General features: G+C 45.8%; 21 protein-coding genes and 1 tRNA gene. 12 read left to right on the top strand and 10 right to left on the bottom strand.

The genetic code is table 11. From position 1 onward, the window contains the following. Positions 1–128: 128 nt before the first annotated feature. Both PEB0122_RS02335 and thiD read left to right on the top strand, forming a co-directional pair. Positions 129–545: a hypothetical protein gene (locus PEB0122_RS02335; RefSeq protein ID WP_143238487.1), complete on the top strand. Its 417-nt coding sequence runs from the start codon at positions 129–131 to the stop codon at positions 543–545. Continuing rightward, on the top strand, positions 529–1374 hold the full coding sequence (thiD, locus tag PEB0122_RS02330) for a bifunctional hydroxymethylpyrimidine kinase/phosphomethylpyrimidine kinase (RefSeq protein ID WP_075915392.1): 846 nt from the start codon (positions 529–531) through the stop codon (positions 1372–1374). The genes PEB0122_RS02335 and thiD overlap by 17 nt, the downstream gene beginning before the upstream one ends. 4 nt (positions 1375–1378) lie before the next feature. Here the strand turns inward: thiD and PEB0122_RS02325 are convergent, their stop codons facing one another. Next, a complete protein-coding gene (locus PEB0122_RS02325) occupies positions 1379–2329 on the bottom strand; it encodes a GlxA family transcriptional regulator (protein WP_075915705.1) in 951 nt (316 codons plus the stop codon). A gap of 135 nt (positions 2330–2464) precedes the next feature. Between PEB0122_RS02325 and PEB0122_RS02320 the strand changes: the two genes are divergently transcribed. Beyond that, positions 2465–3142 carry a DJ-1/PfpI family protein gene (locus tag PEB0122_RS02320; RefSeq protein WP_075915391.1) on the top strand — a complete coding sequence of 226 codons (678 nt, stop codon included), beginning with the start codon at positions 2465–2467 and terminating at the stop codon, positions 3140–3142. 196 nt (positions 3143–3338) lie between these two features. On the opposite strand, the gene PEB0122_RS02315 is transcribed toward PEB0122_RS02320, so the two are convergent. From PEB0122_RS02315 to PEB0122_RS02295, 5 genes are all read right to left on the bottom strand, one after another. Next, a complete protein-coding gene (locus PEB0122_RS02315; RefSeq protein ID WP_075869449.1) occupies positions 3339–4841 on the bottom strand; it encodes a DASS family sodium-coupled anion symporter in 1503 nt (500 codons plus the stop codon). Positions 4842–5029: 188 nt separating this feature from the next. After that, complete coding sequence (locus tag PEB0122_RS11835; protein WP_075915390.1) at positions 5030–5248, bottom strand: type I restriction-modification system subunit M N-terminal domain-containing protein; 219 nt, start codon at positions 5246–5248, stop codon at positions 5030–5032. A gap of 67 nt (positions 5249–5315) precedes the next feature. After that, entirely contained in the window at positions 5316–5777 is a 462-nt protein-coding gene (locus PEB0122_RS02305) for a DUF5655 domain-containing protein (RefSeq protein ID WP_143238782.1), read from the bottom strand. 400 nt (positions 5778–6177) lie between these two features. Then, on the bottom strand, positions 6178–6882 hold the full coding sequence (gene budA / locus PEB0122_RS02300) for an acetolactate decarboxylase (protein WP_075915388.1): 705 nt from the start codon (positions 6880–6882) through the stop codon (positions 6178–6180). A gap of 626 nt (positions 6883–7508) precedes the next feature. Beyond that, positions 7509–7583, bottom strand: a tRNA-Gly gene (locus tag PEB0122_RS02295). A 181-nt stretch (positions 7584–7764) separates the two neighbouring features. On the opposite strand from PEB0122_RS02295, the gene PEB0122_RS02290 reads away from it, so the two are divergent. From PEB0122_RS02290 to holA, 4 genes are read left to right on the top strand one after another with little or no spacing between them, the layout of a single operon-like run. After that, complete coding sequence (locus tag PEB0122_RS02290; protein WP_083650168.1) at positions 7765–8724, top strand: ABC transporter substrate-binding protein; 960 nt, start codon at positions 7765–7767, stop codon at positions 8722–8724. 59 nt (positions 8725–8783) lie between these two features. Beyond that, entirely contained in the window at positions 8784–9680 is an 897-nt protein-coding gene (locus PEB0122_RS02285) for an ABC transporter permease (protein ID WP_075869454.1), read from the top strand. Beyond that, positions 9673–10467, top strand: coding sequence for an ABC transporter ATP-binding protein (locus PEB0122_RS02280; protein ID WP_075915387.1), 795 nt, complete (start codon positions 9673–9675; stop codon positions 10465–10467). Before PEB0122_RS02285 ends, PEB0122_RS02280 begins: the two co-directional genes overlap by 8 nt. 1 nt (position 10468) lies before the next feature. Beyond that, on the top strand, positions 10469–11506 hold the full coding sequence (holA, locus tag PEB0122_RS02275; RefSeq protein WP_075915386.1) for a DNA polymerase III subunit delta: 1038 nt from the start codon (positions 10469–10471) through the stop codon (positions 11504–11506). Between the two features lie 22 nt (positions 11507–11528). Here the strand turns inward: holA and PEB0122_RS02270 are convergent, their stop codons facing one another. Beyond that, a complete protein-coding gene (locus PEB0122_RS02270; protein ID WP_075915385.1) occupies positions 11529–12377 on the bottom strand; it encodes a D-amino-acid transaminase in 849 nt (282 codons plus the stop codon). A gap of 238 nt (positions 12378–12615) precedes the next feature. Here PEB0122_RS02270 and PEB0122_RS02265 point away from each other — a divergent pair, with 238 nt between their 5' ends. From PEB0122_RS02265 to modC, 5 genes are all read left to right on the top strand, one after another. After that, a complete protein-coding gene (locus tag PEB0122_RS02265; protein WP_075915384.1) occupies positions 12616–13560 on the top strand; it encodes a 2-hydroxyacid dehydrogenase in 945 nt (314 codons plus the stop codon). A 133-nt stretch (positions 13561–13693) separates the two neighbouring features. Beyond that, entirely contained in the window at positions 13694–14485 is a 792-nt protein-coding gene (locus PEB0122_RS02260; RefSeq protein ID WP_075915383.1) for a TOBE domain-containing protein, read from the top strand. A 9-nt stretch (positions 14486–14494) separates the two neighbouring features. Continuing rightward, positions 14495–15244, top strand: coding sequence for a molybdate ABC transporter substrate-binding protein (gene modA, locus PEB0122_RS02255; RefSeq protein ID WP_075915382.1), 750 nt, complete (start codon positions 14495–14497; stop codon positions 15242–15244). Positions 15245–15249: 5 nt separating this feature from the next. Beyond that, entirely contained in the window at positions 15250–15936 is a 687-nt protein-coding gene (gene modB / locus PEB0122_RS02250; protein ID WP_075869462.1) for a molybdate ABC transporter permease subunit, read from the top strand. Beyond that, positions 15933–17024, top strand: a complete 1092-nt coding sequence (gene modC / locus PEB0122_RS02245) for a molybdenum ABC transporter ATP-binding protein (RefSeq protein ID WP_075915381.1) — start codon at positions 15933–15935, stop codon at positions 17022–17024. Before modB ends, modC begins: the two co-directional genes overlap by 4 nt. Here modC and PEB0122_RS02240 read toward each other — a convergent pair. Genes PEB0122_RS02240 through metX form a run of 3 tightly spaced genes read right to left on the bottom strand, consistent with a single transcriptional unit; the run spans position 16987 to position 19792 of the window. Further along, positions 16987–17982 (bottom strand): phosphotransferase enzyme family protein, encoded by a 996-nt coding sequence (locus PEB0122_RS02240; protein WP_083650167.1) that lies wholly within the window; start codon positions 17980–17982, stop codon positions 16987–16989. The genes modC and PEB0122_RS02240 overlap by 38 nt on opposite strands. Continuing rightward, positions 17979–18611, bottom strand: coding sequence for a methionine biosynthesis protein MetW (gene metW, locus PEB0122_RS02235; RefSeq protein WP_075915380.1), 633 nt, complete (start codon positions 18609–18611; stop codon positions 17979–17981). The genes PEB0122_RS02240 and metW overlap by 4 nt, the downstream gene beginning before the upstream one ends. Further along, positions 18608–19792: a homoserine O-acetyltransferase MetX gene (gene metX, locus PEB0122_RS02230; RefSeq protein ID WP_075915379.1), complete on the bottom strand. Its 1185-nt coding sequence runs from the start codon at positions 19790–19792 to the stop codon at positions 18608–18610. Before metX ends, metW begins: the two co-directional genes overlap by 4 nt. Positions 19793–19827: the final 35 nt, after the last annotated feature.

Raw genomic sequence — 19827 nt, 5'->3', positions numbered from 1 at the left:
GAGCTCCGAAAAAGTGATAAACCTTCAGTTGATTGTCACATTTTTAAACGTTGTTATCTTTATCCATTTTCTATTTTTTTGTTTTCGTTTATGCTTCGTTAAAAGTTTGAAAAAGGGGGGATATTCTCGTGAAACAGAATCACTTGATAGTTTTCGTGCTCGCCCCTTTATGGATGGCATGCTCGCTCGTCTTTTCTTCTGCCGGAACCCTGTCCTCCGAACCCGAAGGTCGCTATTGCGGTTTCGTCTATAATGCCGGTTATATTGTCCGTTCCGAAGTTGTGCTCGGCAAAACTGAAGATGGCCGCTTAATCGGCACCATGACTTATCGCGATGGCGATAATGTCACCAAGGGAACTGTCGAAGAACTTGTAAAAAAGCAAGGTCGTGAACGATCGGTCGAATGGAAAGATAAATATGGTTCCGGGCTTGCCATCTGGAAATTTGACGAAAAATTTGATGAATTTGATGGCCTTTGGGGAACAGGTATGAACGTTCCCCGATATACTTGGACAGGAAAACGCTGCAATGACGTCACCAGTTAAGAAAAACGGAACTGTGATTCCCCGCATTCTTTCAATTGCCGGAACCGACCCTTCCGGAGGTGCGGGAATGCATGCCGATATCAAAACTTTTTCGGCTATGAAAACTTATGCCATGAGTGTTGTCACAGCTGTTGTTGCACAAAATACGCAAGGTGTTCGGGCATTCAAAGCCATGGATGCCGATTTTGTCGCCGACCAGATTGATGCTGTTTTTGAAGACATCAAAGTCGATGCGGTGAAAATCGGCATGGTGGCCAATGCTGCAATAGCTGAAGTTATTGCCGATAAGCTTATCCATTATGGCGCAAGCAATATTGTTCTTGATCCCGTCATGGTGGCCAAAAGCGGCGATTTATTGCTTGAAAACGATGCCATAGAAATTATCCGCAATGTGCTTGTTCCAATGGCTGCCATTATCACACCCAATCTACCGGAAGCAGGGGTCCTTCTTAAAACAAAACCGGAATGGTCACTCGAAGAAATGCGCAAATGCGCACCCGATATTCTTGAACTCAAATGTCGTTCTGTGCTCTTGAAAGGTGGGCATCTCAAAACCCCGACGAGCCCTGATATTTTTTGTGACCGGCACGGCGTTATCGAACTTGAAGCATCACGCATTGCAACGAAAAATGACCATGGCACCGGTTGCACAATTTCGGCAGCCATTGCCGCTTTATTACCGACAACGCCACTTGTTGATGCGGTACGTTTTGCAAAACGCTATCTGACCGGTGCACTTGCCGCTTCAAATAAACTCGAAGTCGGACACGGGCATGGGCCTGTTCATCATTTTTATGAATTATGGCGAGACGGGATGACCGGCGATTAAACTGTCATTCCTCCGACAGTCTCGAAAACCGGTCACGATAATTTTGCGGCGATACATGAAGGTGACGTTGAAAAACGCGTCTTAACGTTTCTTCGCTGCCGAAACCACATTGGCGAACTATCTTTTTTATCGACCAGTTCTGTTCAAGATATTGTCTTGCGGCTTCAAGTCGTAAAAGCTCTATGGCTTTGCCCGGTGACGATCCGGTATCACGGGTATAAAGGCGGGAAAAATTCCGTTCACTCATACCACATTTTTCGGCAAGCATGGCAACCGACAAGGGGCGGGAAAGATTTTCCATAATCCATTGATTGAGGGCATTGAATCGTTCGTCCTCGCAATAGAGATCAAGAAGTTCGCTGAACTGGCTTTGTCCACCCGGACGACGAAGATAGACAACAAGTTCACGAGCAACGGATTTTGCAATTTCAAAGCCTAAGTCTTCTTCTACCATTGCCAAAGCCATATCTATACCGGACGTGATACCGGCAGATGTCCAGATTTTGCCATTGCGAATAAAGATTGCATCATTCGTCCATGAAACATTCGGACAATCTTTTTCGAACTCGCTTATTCTGCTCCAATGCGTTGCCGCTTTTTTCCCGTCAAGCAACCCGAGCTTCGCCAAAGCCAGAGAGCCACTACAGACCGATGCAATGCGCCTCGTTTTCCGGTTCATCATATCAATCCATTGAAGCATGGCTTTGTTTCCGGCAAAGCGGTTGATGCCGGGGCCACCGCTGATGATAAGCGTATCGAGGTGATCGGGAGCCCGGAACAAAGGTTCTACTGCCAATTCCAGCCCGCTTGTCGTTCTGATCTTGTCATTTTCGGCAATTGTCAAAAGCCGATAAGGCTTCACACTACCTTCATAAAGGTCGTTGGCGCTGGAAAAAACCTGCATTGGCCCTGTGATATCAAGCAACTGTGCATCGTCAAAGCCGACAATAGCAATAGTTTTTGGCGCAATAGCTGCCGGAAAATCAATCGAACCGTTTTTATTTGGCTTCAAATGTGGGGTCTTTGTCATAACTGCCAATCTAGCGTGATCTATAGTTTTTTGAAGCACATTTTAAAAAAGGGATGATCAATGACTGTAAAAGCCGGATTTTTTATTTTTGATGAAATGCAATTATTGGATTTTGCCGCACCTTATGATGCGTTTAGTTCAACTCCTGATATAGAAGTATCTCTTATCGGCGAAAGCTTGAAGCCGATTACGACGATGGGCGGGTTATCCTTTTCACCCGATTATGATATCGGCACACTTCTTCCGCTTGATGTCCTGTGCATTCCCGGAGGAAATGGCGTCAACCGGTTTCTAAACAACGAGCCGGTTCTCGATTTTATCCGTAAAGAAGCAAATGAGGTGCGCTTTCTCACATCGATTTGTACCGGTTCGCTTATTCTGGGTGCAACCGGCCTACTCAAAGGACGGAAAGCCACCACCCATTGGAGCGCTATGGAATTTCTACCACTTTTCGGAGCAATTCCTGTTGAGGAACGTGTGGTTGTTGACGGTCATATCATAACAGCCGGAGGAATCACTGCGGGCATGGATTTCGGCTTGGTCATTGTTGCAAAACTTTTAGGCGAGGACACCGCAAAAAAAACGCAATTGCTCATGCAATATGATCCCGAGCCACCGTTTGATTGTGGAACACCTGAGAAAGCTCCAAAGGCACTGGTAGAGCAACTTCAACAGGAAAATAGTACTGACGAACGGAGAAAACTTATCCGTGAATGGCAAGCAAAACAGAAATCCTGACAAACTATTGCGAACCACAATTTTTAATCGCGGTAAGATAGATTTTCTTGGATATTTTTTCAAAAAAAATGCCGGTATAAACCGGCATTTTATTTCAACATAAACAGCCTTCGTGCTGCACTATTGTGTTGTTTTTCATAAGAGATGTCGTCTCCCCTGATCAACAAAACCATAGAGAGACGGTCATCTTACAGGCTTACCAATAGCCCAATATTTTCCACCAGATACCGCCAACAATTGCGAAGACCAGAAGATTGACGACACTCATCACAAAGCCCACGCCCCACCAGCGGCCCAGAGTAACGTAACCCGAACCGAAAATGATCGGCGATGTACCAGTGGCATAATGGGTCAAGCACATCATGATTGCCGAGGCAGCAGCCATCAGCAACATGAACAGGTTAATGTAATCACCGGGAATGAGGTGAACACCAACCATCAGGAAAGCCAGCATCATTGCACTGATGTGAGCAGTCGTACTTGCAAATACGTAGTGGGTATACATGAATGTCAGGATCAATATAGCCATCGCTGCGGGCCAGCTCATGCCACTTGATTCGATAGCAAAGCGCAGTCCGTCAGAGAACCAGGCAATAACGCCAAGTTTGTTAAGCTGACCGGCAAGCATAACGAGAGCACCGAACCAGATAAGCGTATCCCATGCGCTTTTTTCTTTAAGCACATCATCCCAGGTGAGTGTTCCGCACAACAACAAAATTACCAGACCAACGAATGCGACGGCTGTCGGATCAACCGAAAAGGAAGGCCCGAACAATGCTGCCGGAAGACCTGCCCACAACAAAAGCATAATGACGAATGTGAGCAGCATAATAATTTCCGGGGCTTTGATCTTGCCCAATTTCTGCAACTCGTCATGGGCGAAAGTAACAGCATTCGGAGTGATTTTCAGTTCTGGCGGGGAGATGAGATAAATGACAAACGGCATAAGCAACATGGCAACAATGCCCGGTACCAACATGCACAGTGCCCAGGTACTCCACGAAAGGGTAAAGCCTTGATGGGTTGCTTCGGCAATATAATTGACAACTAGCGGATTCGGGGCTGTCGCTGTAATAAACATTGCCGAACTAATCGGATTTGCGTGATAATTGACTAGCGCAAGATAAGTGCCGACTTTGCTTTGCGTTCCTTTCTGGGGAATAGAATCATAGGCAAGAGCAATCGAGCGCATGATCGGGTGGATAATGCCACCGCAGCGCGCAGTGTTGCTGGGGGTAAAGGGAGCAAGCAATAATTCGCAAAGTGCGAGCCCGTAACCGATACCGATCGTCCGTTTACCGAGAAGTCGAATGAAATAATAGCCAATTCGCGCGCCCAAACCTGTTTTAATCAGGCCACGTGAAACGATGACCGAAATAACGATAAGCCAGATCAGCGCATTGTCCATGGAACCAAGCGCATCGGCGACAGCTTTCGGCGATGTCGGTGATGTCACTTTCGACAACATGACCACCGCAATTGTGATCATCGACATAACACCAAGCGGCATAACTTTGAGAATAATTCCGAGGATTGCTGCCACAAAAATGGCCACAAAATGCCAAGCTTCGGCTGTTAGACCGGCCGGCTTCGGAGTCATATATAAAGCCCAATAAATGAGCACACAAATAATACCAGGGATAATACGAAAAGGTACGTATTCCGATAGTTTCTGGTTCAGTTTGCTTAGGGATTGCATCAATATAATCCTTTTATGAAGGCTTCTCCAGTAAGGGTGTTATATAGAATATCCCGGTTTGTTGACCAGTTAAAAGCACTGTCACCCCCGCGAAGTAGCTACTTCTTCATATCACTTCGAGTAAAACTGGCAACAATATGATATTTCCTGCCACATTATCCAAGTTTGAAACGAAAAACGGTGAAATCTCATAGCGATAGGAATGTCGTTATCAGCAATTCTCGCGTAATTGAAACTTTTATAGCCATTTGGACGTAATCGCAAAAATTCTCACTCATAAAACGATAAAACAATGTGCACAGCACATATAGCTTGAAATTCCAACCATCAACCGAACCACGCACATCATTGGCGATTTGATAGATCTCGCGATGCAATGCTTGACGCTGTTGTTGGCTTGAAGTCATATTCTTAATTTTCCGAGAAAATGTTGTGTTTGATCTAGTGCAAAGCAGATGGAGCTAACAAGCCCGCTCAAATCCAACCATCAACGCCCAATTGTTTTTCAAGCGCCTGACGGACAAGGCCAACCATATAAGGAAGCTGATCCAGCGACCTGAATTTGGCTTCGACAAAACCGGTTCCAAAATGACCGATCTGTGAGATATCACGGCAAAGACCACGTGGGTCATCAAGTTCGTTTATCTCGATATTGAGATGTAAAATTAACTGTTTTGATTGCGGCACGACATCGACAAAATTCGTTTCCGCTTTATAGGCGATATAGTGCTTCAAGAATTCTTCTCGCACATTATCATCAAGGTTGAGTATCTCTTTGCGAAAGGCCTCAAACAATTCCCGTGTAATGCCACTTCGTAAAAACGCATGATCTGCAATTGTATATGATTTCAAAACCGGTTTTTCCGGTTTGAAACGATCAAGCGATTCTTCGGATATATCCGATGCACACCAGATATTGACCGCCTGATCGGCCAAATTTTTCGCCCGCACTATAATTGTTTTTTCTGTCCATTCTTAAAGTTCACCAAGCCGTCTATATAAGAAGAGGTGTTTCAAAAAATCTGCTTCGCATAGTGCCTTTGTCTTCAAATGAACGGTTGCCATATTCAAAATCATATCCGGTTCATGTCAAATTGCCGGCAGCGTGTAACTATGTTTTCCGAATGCAATGCTGATAGTTGCCAAGCAATCTTGACCGGTCTTTCGGCAACTTCATTATTAGTATGTCGTGACTGGAGACAAAGAAAAACAGAAGGGGAAAACTTCGATAAAAATTCGGGTAAGTAAATATCTTCCAACTTACTCACCCGATATTAAAACACATAGCAAAATTTAAGGCTTTCCAACCATTCTGATAAAACGAATGGCACACGCCTCAATTTTCGAATTGCTTGATGATTTTGTCCATATCGGCAACTTTCAAATCATGATTGAGATAGGCCTTTTTATCGGATAGCTCGATATCCAAACCATATTTGGTTTCATAAGACAGCGTACCTTTCTCAATCGAAAAATCGATCACATGGCCACCCGTTGTCCGGTTTTTGTCAACAAAATGAACATGAAATCCGGCAACCGAAACATTCTGAAAAAATTCCGGTGTCCAGAACCCAATAAGTTCTCCTTCAATGTCTTTGATATCTTCAACGATTTGGTGTTCGGCCACTTCCATTGCGTTTTTAAAACGCTGATCAAGTTCCCTCGGTCTCCGCACCTTCAAATGATCGAATTTGCCTTCCAATTTTATTGCAAGAAACACATTATCGAATTTCAGATGTTTCGAAAGTTCATCATATAATGTCGCTTTCGAAACGTGTGAAATTGCAAAACTTGCCTCGGGGGCAAATGTCGTGATTTGCGCGAATGGCATTCTTTCAGTGTCATCCATTATTCGTAATGGTCTGTTACCTTTAGCATCCCAAAAATGACAACAATCAATAATAGCTTCTCCGGTCAAACCTTCCGAACATCCCAAACCGAAATTTCCATGTTTTTTAATTTCCGATATCGGAAATAAACCATCAAAAACTCCCATCATAAGAGCATTAACGCCTGAAAATTGGGTTATCTTTTTTGTCATTACGTATTGTTCCTGTTCTACAACCTGCCAAAGCTATTTCGGCAAAATTTATTCTCTGAAAGTAGCTGCTTTCTACATAGCAATCACACTCGAAAGTTCAATAATAGGTTGTTTTGATAGTTGCAAATATCTTACGGAGAGAAGCGATCTGTCAGACAAAACATGTGTTCTTCGACAGTTTTAATCGTGCGACACAGTTCGTTTATTATGAAAAAATCGGACTGTCAGACTTGATTATTGATTGACAAGTCGTTTTACCGTCTTTCACTTAACAAAAAATTCGAAGGAGGGGATGAAATTCGCAAACAGGTTTTTCAGAGAAATTACATCTTTTACGAAAACGATTTCGTTTTCAAAATTTCTCATTCAAGCAAGAAATAAAACGTCTTTTCAATGTCAATCGAATCGGAAAGCATTTTAGATCGGTTTCGCATGAAAATTTCTATGAAGATTCGTCGACTGACGAATTTCCGCTTCAATCTGACGCTTTAAAGCGGAAGCCGGAAAATCTCGATAAACGCTGTCTTGGATAAAACACGAAAGCGCGCATATTGAAATGGGCTCTTCAAGCTTGTGGCAAGGCCCCATGCAAGCAAAATATCTTTATATTCAAATTTCGGGAAAATTGGAGCGGGCGATGGGATTCGAACCCACGACCCCAACCTTGGCAAGGTTGTGCTCTACCCCTGAGCTACACCCGCTCACAAACCGGAAGCGCTTCGCTTCGGTCGTGCCTATATGACCCAACCTTGCGACGATTGCAACATAAAAAATAAAATTCTTTCAATATTCGTTTTTCATGCTTTAAAAATCGTTGAAAATGTTGATTTCCGACTATGGCTCCAATAAAGCTTTTAAGAGGTTTTAGAGGGAGAAGTGATTATGCGTCGTTTGGTTCTGGCAGCCGCAGCAATTCTGGCATTGGGAAATTTTTCTTTTGCAGCCGATAAAGTGAAAGTCGATATTACACAGATTGTTGCCCATCCGGCTTTGGATGCCGTGCGCAAAGGCGTAGAGGATGTCCTTGCACAAGAGGGTTACAAGAATGGCGAGAATCTCGTTCTCAACTTCCAATCAGCGCAAGGAAACATTTCCACAGCAACCCAGATTGCCCGCCAATTTGTCGGAGACAAGCCGGATGTGATTGTTTCCATTGCAACGCCTTCGGCACAAACCATGCTTGCAGCAACCAAAAACATACCGATTGTTTTTTCGGCTGTTTCAGACCCTGTTGAAGCAAAGCTCGTACCGGATATGAAGAAACCCGGTGGAAACATTACCGGCGTATCCGACCGCTCGCCGGTTGAAGAACACATAAAACTCTTGAAAGAAATCAAACCTGATCTGAAAAAACTCGGCTACCTTTATAATGCTGCCGAGGCAAATTCGGTTTCGACCTTGAATGTTTTGAAAAAGCTTGCAGAAAAAGACGGCATCGAAATTATCCCCTCGGCTGCACCGAAATCATCCGACGTACAGGCAGCAACCCGCGCCCTTATTGGCAAGGTGGATATGATTTATGTGCCGACAGACAATACAATTATCTCGGTGCTTGAAGGTGCAACGAAAGTAGCAGCCGAATCAAAAACACCGCTTTTTACGGCTGATCCGAGTTCGATCGGGCATGGTGCCTTTGCAGCCCAGGGAATCGATTATTATGATTCGGGGCTCGAGACCGGTAAACTCGTTGTTCGTATTTTAAAAGGTGAAAAACCCGGAGACATTGATGTTGTCACACCGGAAGGGAAAAATGTGGCGATTGACCTTCAAGCTGCGGAAAAAATGGGAATTACGATCCCGCAGCCGGTCCTTGGTCGGGCGGCAAAAATTATCAACAAGTAAGGTATCCTGACGGTGGAATTTTTCGATACTGACATAATTGCAAGCGGGGCTATTGCCTCATGAGTATGTTTGCCTTTACCGGTGCTGTCGAGCTCGGGCTTGTTTATGCGTTTGTCGCTATCGGAGTCTATTTATCGTTCAGGATTCTCGATTTTCCGGATTTGACGGTGGACGGTTCGTTTCTGTTAGGCTCGACCGTCTGCGGTGTCATGATTCTATGCGGTTTCAATCCGTGGTTTGGCATGTTTTCGGCTTTGATTGCAGGAATGATTGCCGGACTTGTTACCGCACTTTTGAATTTGAAATTCGGCATTTTAAACCTCCTTGCATCCATTTTGACAATGTCGGCGCTCTACACCATCAATCTTCGCATTATGGGAATTATGGGGGTATCGAATGTCAATCTCGGTTTGGCAGATACCGCACTCACACCGTTTTATAATCTGTTCGGATTGCCCGATATGATTATCCGCCCGCTTTTCGTCGGTATTCTCGTCATCATTGTTGCTTTTCTTGTCTGGCGTTTTCTGGAAAGTGAAATCGGCCTTGCCATGCGGGCAACCGGAACGAATCAACGTATGGCGAAAGCTCAGGGAATCAAAACCGCGCTTCTCATCTATGCCGGTATGGGATTATCAAATGGTCTCGTTGCTCTTGGCGGGTCACTTTATATCCAGACCGCTATTGCCACCGATATAACAGGAGGTGCAGGAACCATCGTCTTCGGGCTTGCTGCCGTTATTATTGGCGAGACATTGTTCAGAACCCGAAATCTTTTACTGATTATCATAAGCTGCATTGTCGGGTCTGTCCTCTATCGTGTTGCTGTGCAATTCGCATTTGAAGGCAGCAGTCTTGGCATTGATACATCGACAGACTTGCAGCTTATTACCGCTTTGATTGTGGTATTGACTCTTGTTTTGCCGCATTATCTGGGGGCAAAAAAGCATGATTGAACTGCAACACATCGGCGTTACATTCAAAGCCGGAACCCCTTTGGAAAAACAGGCCCTTATTGATCTCAACCTAAAAATTGAGCGTGGCAGCTTTGTAACCATTATCGGTTCCAACGGTGCTGGCAAATCGACCATGCTTGGGGTTCTCGCCGGAGATATTTTGCCCAATGAAGGCAAAGTCATTATCAACAATATTGATGTTTCGGGAAAATCGACAGCCGAACGGGCAGGCATGATCGCACGGGTTTTTCAGGATCCGCTAGCGGGAAGTTGCGGATCACTCACTATTGAAGAAAATCTCGCCCTTGCCGCCCGTCGCGGAAAACGGCGGGGGTTACGGTCGGCTTTAACCAAAGAAAATCGCGAAATATTCCGCGCCCGCATTGCCGCTCTCGGTCTTGGACTTGAAGACCGCATCCAGAACCGGATGGACAGTCTTTCCGGCGGGCAACGTCAGGCTTTGGCGTTGATTATGGCTACCCTGTCGGATGCCGATGTTTTGCTGCTTGACGAACATACGGCCGCACTTGATCCGGGAATGGCCGAATTTGTTATGAAACTGACTGAAAAAGTCATCAAGGAAAACAATCTGACCACTTTGATGGTTACCCATTCTATGCGACAGGCACTTGATTATGGTGATCGTACCTTTATGCTGCATGGTGGAAAGGTGATACTTGATGTGCACGAAGAAGAACGCAAAGGTCTTGATGTGAGCGACCTTGTCGGCATGTTCCAGAAGGTCAGAGGTGAAGCGCTCGACGATGACAAGCTGCTGATGGATTAACATGGCGCAGAAAAAAGCACATGAGGTCGACGGTTTCCTTTCACGTTTACAAGCGCAATACCCCATTGTTCTGATTTACGGTCCCGATAAGGGGCTCGTTTCCGAACGGGCGTCGAAATTTGCCAAGCTCACCGGCGTCAAACTTGATGACCCGTTTTCCAATATCAGGCTTGAAGCGGCCGATCTTGAACGCGACCCTACGCGCCTTCTTGACGAAGCCCATACGGTCTCGCTGTTTGGCGGAAAACGGCTCATCTCGATAAAAAACGCCGGCAATGGACGAAATCTCACCGAAGTCGTCAAAAAACTTGCAAAAACCGGCCTTGAAAATGTTTATCTGATGATAGAAGCCGGAGACCTTAAAAAAGGTGCAGGTCTACGCTCGGCTGTGGAAACGGCAGCGTCAGCCATGGCGCTTCCCTGTTATGCCGACGATGCACACTCGCTTGAAGGGCTGATTGATCAGGTTCTTGGTGAATATCACCTTGCCATTTCGCTTGAAGCAAGAAAATGGCTCAAAGAGAGTCTGGGGGGAGACCGGCTTATCTCGCGTAGTGAATTGGACAAGCTTTGCCTTTATGCAATGGGCAAGGACGAGATCACACTTGATGATGTAAAAGCTGCTGTGAGTGATGTAAGCGGCCTCACTTACGATGAAATTATCGATGCTGTTCTCATTGGAGATCTTGTCGGTTTCAACAACCGTTTCGACCGTCAGGTTGCAACCGGCAATGCGCTTTTTTTGATATTAAGCGCTGCCGAGAGACAATTCCAACAATTGCAACTTTTGCGCCAGCAAGTGGAAATCGATGGGAAAACGCCCTCTTCTGCCATTTCTTCGGCGCGCCCGCCTATTTTCTTTCGCCGACAAAAAATCATTGAACAGGCACTCACCCGTTGGACATTGAAGCGAATTGCGGAAGCAATGGAGCGGCTACAAAAAGCCGTTCTTGAAAGCCGCGAAAATACGGCCCTTGCCGAACCGATTATCCGACAGGCACTTCTGGCGCTTGCTGTTCAATCGAAGCGCCAGAACTAGTTTTCGATTTTAAACAGTGAGCTTAACTGCGTTTGACATGTTCGATATAAAGTTCGCGTAAGCGCAATGTTACTTTTCCGGGCTTACCATCGCCAATTTTACGCCCGTCTACGCTCAAAACAGGAGCTGCAAAATTGGTTGTCGAAGTAATCAACGCTTCACTGGCGGCATAGGTTTCTTCCAATGTAAAAAGCCGTTCTTCGACATTAATGCCATTTTTGCGCGCAAGCTCCAGAATGGTACCGCGGGTAATACCGGGCAAAATGGAGTGATCCAACTGGCGGGTGACAAGTGTCCCCTGACGATCGACAATGAAGAAATTGGACGAGGTTGCTTCGGTCAGATAGCCATCCTCGACATAGACAGCATCGTCAACGCCTTCGGCATGGGCGTGAGTCTTGGTCAAAGACGAATAAAGAAGCTGCGTCGTCTTGATGTCGCGGCGGCACCAGCGGCCCTCTTTCACCGATATCATTTTCAACTGCGGCATTTTTTGAAGATTTTTGACAATGCCTGTCTGCGTGAACATGAAAAGGCAGGGCTTCAATTCGCTATTGTCGTAAACAAAATTACGATCACCGGCGCCACGCGAAACCTGAAGATAGACAGTGCCGTTATCAAGACCGTTTCGCTTGATAAGCTCGCGATGAATATTGAGAAATTCATCCCTATCCACGTTGAATTCTATCTCCAGCGCTTTCAGAGAATTTTTAAGCCTTTTGATATGTCCGTCAAAGTCGAGAAACTTTCCGTCAAGAAAAGAGGTGACTTCATAAACGGAATCGGCAAACATGACAGACCTGTCAAAAATTGAAATCCGGGCATTTGTTTCATCAAACCAATCGCCGTTGACATAAACGGTGCGTGTCATTGTATTTTTACCTCTTCAACATCATTCACCAGCGAAAAACATTTATCATGCCGGAGAGAATCCGGATATTCCGATTTTAGAAACCGGAAGCCTTCAACTCTTTCCGGACGATCATTTTCCGCGTTTAAAAATCACTATGGAATTTTGGCTAAACTTAAGGCAGATTTGACAGAGCAGCAATAGCAGAGATGTCGCGGCCAATCATTTCGTGCCGCTTTTTTCATAAGGAAAATAACTGATGGCAGAACCGATTGCTTTTGTCAGCCGTAGTGAACAAACCGAAAGGGATAACTGGTTAAAAATCCTGTCCGAAAATTTAGGCGATGAAAAGATTGTAGATTTCAACGATTTGAAACCGGAAGATTATGGCGCAATCGAACTTGCCATTGTTGCAAACCCTGATCCCGACCAATTGAAAAAACTCACAAATCTGAAATGGATACAAAGCCTATGGGCAGGTGTCGAACGGATGGTGAAGGAATTACCCGAAAATGCGCCACCGATTGTCCGGCTCGTTGATCCCGCTTTAACCGAAGCCATGGCCGAAGCTGTTCTTGCATGGACGCTTTATTTAACCCGCGATATGCCGTGCTATCATCGCCAGCAACAGGAACGCCTCTGGCAACCACATAGCTATAAGCCTGCCTCACAATGGAAAATCGGCCTTCTCGGTTTAGGTGAATTGGGAAGAGCTGCGGCGAAATTGCTAACACTTACCGGATTTCAGATAAATGGTTGGTCAAAGAGCCAAAAAACGCTCGACAATGTCACATGTTTGAGTGGAAATGCCGGTTTTATGCGGCTGATTGAAACAAGCGATATTGTCGTTCTGCTTATACCGCTCACCAATGAAACAATAGGGCTTCTCGGAAAGAACGAATTTGCCCATATGAAAAAAGGAGCAAGCCTGATCAATTTTTCCAGAGGGCCTGTTATTGATACCAACGCTCTTGTTGACGCTCTTGATAAACGTGAGCTCGATCACGCGGTTCTTGACGTTTTCGATCAGGAACCTTTGCCGCCCGATTCGCCCTTATGGCAGAATCAAAATATAACCGTGCTTCCCCATATCTCGGCGCCAACAAACAAAGAAAGTGCCGCAAAAATAGTGGTAAAAAATATAGCGAATTGGCGAAAAACCGGAAAATTGCCGCCTACAGTCAACCGGATGCGCGGCTATTAAACGGCCACTCAAATAGTTGTTCGATAAAACACCAGAAAAACCACCAAAAACCGGCTTTAGAAAAATTGGTGCGGAAACCTTGCTTTCGTCATGATCGTTATATAGTTAATCTATATAACAGAATGGTATATTTATGTCGGTCAAAGCAACCTTATCTTTCACAGAAGATCATATCGGCTCGGTCGGGCGCGAGCGCATCAAGCTTCTCGAGGCTGTCGGCCGTGAAGGTTCGATTTCTGCCGCCGCCCGTTCTGTCGGGCTTAGCTACAAGGCGGCATGGGATGGCATTGGCGCCATGCAAAACCTCGTTGCAAAACCGCTTTTGAAAAAGAATATCGGCGGGAAAAATGGCGGTGGTGCCACCCTGACACCAGAAGCGTTAAAACTCATCGAAACTTTTCACCATCTTGAAACCGGACTTGCCACAATGATGAAGCAAGCCTCCGAAAATTTGTCGGAAATAGGTTTGAGTTCGACAGGGCTTTTACAAGGTTTCATGATGAGAACATCGGCACGCAATGTTTTATCGGGCCACATTTTATCCATCAAAAGTGCGCCGCCAGCCGCATTTGTAACCATCAGTATTTCCCGAAAAATCGACATCAAAGCCGAAATTACTGAAAAAAGTGTCGAACGGCTTGGACTTGTTAAGGGGCGTCAGGTTGCAGCTCTTATCAAAGCACCCTTTGTGAGGGTCGTACCTTTTGAAGACAAGGACAATTTTTCTGAACAAAACCGGATTCCGGGAATTCTGGAATCGATAACGATTGGCAAAAAAAGTGTCGAGCTTAACGTTGAAATTGGTGAGGACAAAATACTCATTGCAACGATGAGACCGGACGACCCCGCACTTCATGGACTTAAGGCCAATCAACCTGTTCTTGCGCTTATCAAGGCTGAAAACATCATTATTGCAACATGTTAGGAGAAAGCAATGAAATCCAAACTCGCTTTATCGATAGGTCTGTTGCTGGCAAGTGTAACCTTTGCCCATGCCGGTGAAACCGTTGTTGCGGTGGCCGCCAATTTTACCGAACCCGTCAAGGAAATTGCCGAACAATTCAAAGAAAAGACCGGACACACGGCAACACTTTCATTCGGTGCCACCGGTAATTTCTATACACAAATAAAGAATGGCGCTCCTTTCGAGGTATTTCTTGCAGCCGATACCGAAAGGCCGACCAAAGCCGTTGAAGAAGGCTATGGTGTCAAAGGAACAGAATTTACCTATGCAATCGGCACATTGGTGCTGTGGAGTGCAAAAGACGACCTTGTAAAGGGTCCTGAAACTTTGACGGATAGCAAGATTACCCACATTTCCTTCTGCAATCCTGATGCGGCTCCTTATGGCAAGGCGGCTGTCGAGACAATGGATGCGCTAAAAGTCCACGACAAAATCAAGGACAAACTTGTCGAAGGGCAAAATATTTCGCAAGCCTACCAGTTTGTCAAAACCGGAAATGCCGAAATCGGTTTTGTTGCACTTTCGCAGATTATCAATGAAAAAGGCGGCTCGAAATGGATTGTTCCACAAAACGACTATAACCCGATCCGTCAGGATGCCGTGCTTTTGAAAACCGGTGAAAATAATGAAGCGGCAAAGGCTTTTGTGAGCTTCCTCAAAGGTCCGGAAGCAGCAACCATTATCAAAAAATATGGCTACGCTTTGCCGGAAACAAAGTAGAAAGCATGATGCTACTTTCCAATGAGACATGGACCGCGATCAAGCTGACGGCCGAATTGGCGACGGTAACCACATTTTTTCTGATGGCTATCGGAACGCCGATTGCTTTGTGGCTGTCGCGATCCAAAACCTATGGAAAAGAAATTGTCGCATCCATTATCTCCATACCTTTGGTTTTGCCACCAACGGTTCTGGGCTTTTATCTTCTGGTATTTCTGGGGCCTAATGGACCAGGTGGCTTTATTGCACCATGGTTCGGCATGGATAAATTTGCCTTCACCTTTGAAGGGCTGGTCATCGGCTCGGTCATTTATTCCATGCCCTTTGTTGTTCAGCCCATTCGCAATTCATTCGAGGCTATGGGAAGGCGGCCGATGGAAGTTGCAGCAACGTTGCGTGCGTCACCATGGAAAGCATTCTGGAAAGTAGCCCTTCCGATTGCGAGCCCTGGTTTTATGACTGCCGCAGTTTTGGGTTTTGCCCATACTGTTGGCGAATTCGGTGTTGTTCAAATGATCGGTGGAAACCTGCCGGGTAAGACGGCCGTGATCTCGACCACCATTATGAGCTATGTCGAAGCCGGTCAGATGCATGAAGCCAATGTTCTATCAATCATTATGGTTATCTTTTCATTTTGCATCATTCTTACTGTTTCACTCTTGCAGAAATTCATGCAGGCACGAACATTATGAGTGGAACCATTTCTGTTGATCTTAAAGGGACGCTGGGCAATTTTATGCTCGATTGCACGTTTCACGCACCGCTTCGCGGCGTCATTGCGCTTTACGGCCCTTCCGGATGCGGGAAAACTTCCGTTTTACGCGGCATTGCCGGACTTAACCGTTTTTCGGGAAAAGTCGAGATCGGCAGCGAATGCTGGCAAAATGAAACCGGCTTCGTTCCCGTTTATAAACGTCCCCTCGGCTATGTTTTTCAGGAAGCCAGTTTGTTTCCGCATTTGTCTGTCAGAAAGAACCTTACCTTTGCTATGGCAAAAGGCGAAAACAATCTCTCGCCGACTTTCGACGAAGTTGTGGAATTTTTGAATATTGCCCACCTTATTGATCGTGCGCCGCACAATCTCTCCGGTGGCGAACGTCAACGTGTGGCGATTGGCCGTGCTCTCCTGTCGCATCCCAAGATTCTCCTTATGGATGAGCCGATATCGGCACTCGACAAACGGTCGAGAGATGAAATTCTTCCCTTTTTGATTGGTTTGCGTGACCGTCTTTCAATGCCAATCATCTATATCACCCATGATATTTACGAAGTCGAACGGTTGGCCGACACATTGGTGTTGATGGATAGTGGCAAAGTTATTGCCTCTGGCAGTTTGAGAGAAATCGAAGCAAATCCCGATCTGCCGCTTGCCAATACTCGCGAAGCCGCCGTCAATCTTGACGGTTATGTCAAATCCTACAACGAAAATACCGGCCTTGTCGAAGTGGATGTACCGGGTGGCACGTTCATTGCCCCGTCTGCACCTTTGGTAAGGGGGAAAAAAATGCGCATTCGTATTGCGGCCAATGATGTAAGCCTTGCTGTCGAAAAACCGCTGAAAAGCTCGATACTCAATGTGATGCCGGCGCGCATTCTAACAATGCGGGAACAGGGGCATTTTGAAGTTCTGGTCAAACTGGAATTGGGTGATAATGGAAAGGGAGCGCATTTTCTTTCACGCCTCACACGCCATTCATGGCAAATATTAGGGCTTAGGGAAGGAATGGATGTTTATACCCAAATTAAAGGCGTTGCCCTGATCGACCAGCAAGAGGGCTAACTTTTTCAAGATAAGCTCTCGCAAGTTCAACCGTGCCTTTCAAAAAAGTTTTGCGAAGTTTTTCGGCTGTTGGCGTTTGATTGTGCGTTTCAAGCCATGCAGTCAGTTGCAAACGGCGCATCATAACGAGATGGACAATCATATCTGCCATTTCCCGGTTTACCGGCATCACCTCGCCATAGCCTTGAAGCCATGCATTGATATAGCTTGGCACAAACGGATTATCTTCTATAAAGCTCAATGAGTTGGCTAGATCCAATCCGAACCATGAAAAGCCGCAATCATCAAAATCGATTACGGCGAGTTTTTCGCCGTCAATCAATAGATTTGCAAGCCGCAAATCGCCATGGATAAGACCGTAATGGGCTTTATCTTTCGGAAAAGTTGAAGAAAAATATTCGAGCGTTCTATCGCAGTTTTCAAGAATTTCACGATCCTGAGATGAAAGATTTTCAGCCTCTCGCCAATTTCCCCAGATAGCATTTCGCCCGATCATTGTTTCATAGGACCAATGTTTACGAATGAAGCTTTCCGGCCTCACCCAATTCATGGATTGGCGATGCAGTTTGGAGGAAATTTTGCCAAGTTCAAAAAACCGGTGCACAAGCGCCTTATCAGCTTGAGGCTCTTGTCCCTGTATAAAAGAAAAACAGGCAAGTCTGAAAATGCCCGCTTCGACAAACAATTTTCCAAAACGGGAAATGAAAAGATGTGGAACTGTCACAATGCCGGATTGCTCGATTGCCTCAAGCCAAAGGAGTTCGGATAAGATTTCATCATTTTGATGATAGGACGGCCGATAAATCCGGATAATTCTTGTCTCGTTCCCGAAAGTTACCCGAAAAGTCGCATTTTCCGATATGGTAAGGAGGTCGATGCGGGCACTCTCAGGAATATCCCAACAAGCAAGATTATCCTTTATCAAAATCGGAAGATTGTTTTCGGCTTCAATTATCATCTATGTAACAGAAACACTGCCTGTTGCCCGAACAAATTCCAGGCCCCCCAAGGCAGTTTGCGTTTGACGGGCTTTCCCTGCCGATTCAATACCACCGCTTCTTCTATTTCCGCTCCTATTTCTTTAACGAGATCAACAAAATCCTCAATCGTGCAAAAATGGATATTCGGCGTATCATACCAGCTATAGGGAAGCTCTTTGGTAACCGGCATACGGCCAAGAAAAAGCAGATGAGCGCGGGCGCGCCAATAACCGAAATTGGGAATGGAGACAACAGCCCTCTCGCCAATGCGTAAAAGTTGTTCAAGCACGACCTTCGGATTGTGCGTTGCCTGTAAGGTTTGCGAGAGAATAACATAATCGAAACACGAATCCGGATAATAGACGAGATCGCTATCGGCATCTCCCTGAATGACAGAAAGTCCTTTAAGCAAACATTGATCGACACCTTGTTGCGACAATTCCACACCGCGCCCATCAACATTGCGCCGCGTTTGCAACAGATAAAGCAGACTGCCATCGCCGCAACCGACATCAAGAACACGGGCACCCGACCTTATAAAATTGGCGATCACTTCAAAATCGGTACGGGATTTTAACGCCGACAATAATTCGTCATTCTCGCTCATGCCGTCAATCCCCTCTGTTCTGCAGCCGCTGTCAGGAAACTGTGAATGGCAGAAAACATCACCGGTTCATCAAGCAGAAAAGCGTCATGACCTTTATCGGTTTTGATTTCAACAAAAGAAACCCGTGCCCCTGCAGCGTTGAGTGCGTGGACAAAGGTGCGACATTGCTCGGTGGTGAACAGCCAATCGCTGGAAAATGAAGCGACAAAGAACCGCCCGCGCGAGCCCCTGAAGGCATCGGCCAAATGGCCCCCATATTCGGCTTGAAGATCAAAATAATCCATGGCACGTGTCAAATAAAGATAGCTGTTGGCATCAAAGCGTTCGACAAATGTCATACCCTGATGACGCAAATAGCTTTCTATCTGGAAATCGGCATCAAAACCGAATGTTATCTGGTCTCTATTTTGTAAATTCCGCCCGAATTTGCGATGAAGTGCCGCTTCCGAAAGATAAGTGATATGGGCTGTCATTCTAGCAACAGCCAAACCTTTTGTCGGTCGTTTTCCTGCTTCGAGATACCGCCCGCCCAACCAGTTGGGATCGGCCATAACGGCTTGTCTGCCAATTTCATCAAAAGCGATATTTTGTGCCGAATGGCGCGCACCGGTCGCAAGAATGACGGATGAAAAAACTTTTTCCTTATAAGCTGCAGCCCATTGCAATGCCTGCATTCCGCCCATGGAACCACCAACCACACAAAACAATGTCTTGATTCCCAGTTTTTCAACAAGCATTGCCTGTGCGCGCACCATATCTCCTATCGTGATAACAGGAAAATCGAGTGCATAGGGTTTTCCCGTTTTCGGATTTTTCGATGCCGGACCGGTAGAGCCGAGACATCCCCCTAAAACATTAGAACAGATCACATAATAGCGTTCGGTATCAATAATTTTACCGGGGCCTACCAATATATCCCACCAACCGGGTTTTCCGGTCACCGGATGGGTGTTGGCAACATGTTGATCGCCGGTGAGGGCATGGCAAATTAAAATGGCATTGCTTTTGTCTTCATTCAATGTGCCATAGTCCTGATAGGCAATCTGGAACGGCGACAAAACAACGCCGCTATCAAGCTGTAGCGGCTCGTCTGGCCCGAACAGCGCTACTTTACTATCAGGAAAATCGGCTTGGGAATTTTTCGCGCCGGAAGATTTTCCGGTCGATCTTGTTTGTGTCATATCGGTTGCACCGTCTAGAAAGAAAAATAATAGCT

It is taken from the genome of Ditibartonella apis (assembly GCF_001952075.1).
Lineage (GTDB): Bacteria > Pseudomonadota > Alphaproteobacteria > Rhizobiales > Rhizobiaceae > Bartonella > Bartonella apis.
This window is presented reverse-complemented; position numbering and strand designations above follow the sequence as displayed.